This window comes from Arsukibacterium sp., from assembly GCF_033722355.1.
Taxonomy (GTDB): domain Bacteria; phylum Pseudomonadota; class Gammaproteobacteria; order Enterobacterales; family Alteromonadaceae; genus Alishewanella.
In genome coordinates this window covers 1-2,336 of sequence record NZ_JAWVZF010000259.1, presented here as the reverse complement: position 1 = coordinate 2,336, position 2,336 = coordinate 1, and the positions used below count along the sequence as shown (strand labels likewise).

At 51.8% G+C, this 2,336-nt stretch carries 3 protein-coding genes; 2 read left to right on the top strand and 1 reads right to left on the bottom strand.

Features of this window, described 5'->3' with window-relative positions; genetic code table 11:
• Together R3177_RS14570 and R3177_RS14565 are read left to right on the top strand one after the other, a co-directional pair.
• A partial coding sequence (locus R3177_RS14570) for a 4-alpha-glucanotransferase (protein WP_318971731.1) occupies positions 1-222 on the top strand: 222 nt, incomplete at its 5' end.
• Between the two features lie 194 nt (positions 223-416).
• Positions 417-1,103, top strand: coding sequence for an outer membrane beta-barrel protein (locus R3177_RS14565; protein ID WP_318971730.1), 687 nt, complete (start codon positions 417-419; stop codon positions 1,101-1,103).
• A gap of 77 nt (positions 1,104-1,180) precedes the next feature.
• Here the strand turns inward: R3177_RS14565 and R3177_RS14560 are convergent.
• Positions 1,181-2,336 (bottom strand): MFS transporter (locus R3177_RS14560; RefSeq protein ID WP_318971729.1); only part of this gene is annotated, 1,156 nt, incomplete at its 5' end.

The following is a 2,336-nucleotide window of genomic DNA, read 5'->3' as shown; positions in this document are numbered from 1 at the left end:
GTGCAGAACAGCCATTTGTATCTTGCCGCCACGCCTGCGCGTTTAATGGCATATCAGCTGGAAGATTTACTGCTGGTTGCCACCCCGGTTAATATCCCCGGCACCAGCACAGAATACCCAAACTGGCGGCGTAAATTGCCGATTGAGTTTGAACAGGCCCTGCAGCAGAGCGAGCTGCGCGAGCTGATTCTCGCCATGAAACAACAGCGGCAGCAAACTTAGCCACAAGACGTCTAACTTGCCCGATAAAACAGCAGCTTACGGGCTGCTGTTTTTATTTGTAACAGCATTATTACTTTGACACTTTTCTTTACATTAATTACACATGGCGCCCTTTACCGCCCCCCCTTGTTTCAGATATAAAGACACCCGTTTTCCCACCCCATAAAGTCAGTTTAAATAAAATAGGATGTTTTATGTTGATTAAAAAAGTTGCTCTGGTTGCGGCGTTATTGAGCAGTGTTGCCGTGCAGGCTGACACAGCACCAAGTTATCGTTACCTGCAGGGCTCGGTTGAGCATATTTCACAGTCAGGCGAAGAAAGTTTGTCAGACACCGGTTTTGGAGCAAAAGCGGCCTGGCAGTTTAATAATAACTGGTTTATTGGTGCAAAGTGGCAACGCTTCAGTGACAGTGAGTCTTATGCCGAGAACTTTAACAGTGAACAGCTGATTGTTTCTTTAGAGTTAACGTTAGACCGCTATTATCTTGGCGGAGGCTATATTATGCCAATAAGCGATGTAACGAATCTTAGCTTTGCCGGCTATCTGGGCAGCTACCGGCTGAGCGCAGACGGCCGCGTCCAGGTATTTTCTAATGGCCAGCCGACATTTACTGAAAGTTACAGCGAAAGCGATTCAAGTGAGTCATTAAAAATTGAAACCGTTTTACGTTCCAACATAAACAGCAAGCTGGAATTGTCTGGCACGGCCTACTATGAGTATCTGAACGCTGACCTTGATAACAAAAGCCAGTATGGCCTGGGAGTAGGCGCCCAGTATCATTTCAGCGAAAATTTTGCATTAACGTCTGATTTATCATACGGCAAAGTACTGGACGAAAATACCACACAGTTAAGCGTAGGAGCACGTTACAACTTTTAAGCGGTAAACCCGGCAACGGGCTGGCTGGCAAATCAGCTGCCAGCCCCTGTGCCAGGCAGCAGCAACTTAGCATACCGTTACCCCTTGGTATCTTGCGGATAAAACGATGATAAGCCCGTTACCAGCAGCGCCAGCACGGTATAACTGATAAAGGCGGTTTTATAACCGGCACTGGTTACCAGGCTGCCTATTACCGGCGAACCCGCTGCCTGGCCCAGCGCACAGGCCATAAATGGTAATACCGGCCCCATCGACAACCGCCCTGGCAGCAGGCGGACGGCAGTCATCAGATACAGTCCGGTCAGGCTCATATAGGCCAGACCGAAGATTAAGGCTGAAACTATAGACGCCAGCAGCTGACCAGAACCCGCAACAAGCAACGCCAGGCTAACCGCCAGCAGGGTAAACATCAGCGCATGGGTTACCCCGGAGTGAATGCGATCAGCAAGATCGGCCACCGCAGCCCCACTTAAACCAGCAAGTCCCACTGCTAACCACAACCAGCCGGTCTCGCCCGCTGGCAGCGTGCCTAAACTGACCACCAGATCAGGCGCGAAAATCCAGTAAGCACTGGACACAAAGCCCATCGCCAGCGCAAACAGCGACAGCCTGATAAGTGGCCACCAGGGTAGCTTACTTAGCTTTGCTGACTGGCTGCCAGCCTTAACCTGTGGCCGCGATATCGCCGGGATCCGCCACCAGGTTATTATCACAGCAACCGCTGCCAGTAACGCAAAGCATAAATAGGCCATCCGCCAGGCACTGGTCAGCAAAACAATAGCCGGCGCCGCAAGCATTACCCCAAAGCTGGTGCCGGCATTCATGACCGCACTAACCCGGCCATGCACCGCCCGGTTAACCAGTTGCTGCATGGCAGCAGTAAGCGCGGGCATCATCAGACCGGTACAGATACCACAGGCAATGACAGCTAAGCCAAGTGACCAGGCACCGCGGGCCAGGCTAATCAGCAGCAAACCACAGACTGCAAAGCCGCCTGACAGCATAATGGTGGTGCGGGCACCGAGGCGCTCTGTGATAAAGGGCGCTACCAGCGTGGCCAGCACAAAACTTAACAGTGGCAAAGCGCCGATAATGCCGATTGTCTCTGGTGTTAACGCCAGTTCAGCCCGGATCGGCGGCACAAATAAGCCAAAGGCAAAGCGGGCAAGGCCGTAACTTATCGCTACCAGCGCTGCACCAAGCAGAGCAAATTCTGTGCTGTTTATTGTTTTC

Bases quoted from the DNA above. Each gene is read 5' to 3' on its own strand.
- R3177_RS14565 (WP_318971730.1), top strand. From the start codon at position 417: ATGTTGATTAAAAAAGTTGCTCTGGTTGCGGCGTTATTGAGCAGTGTT.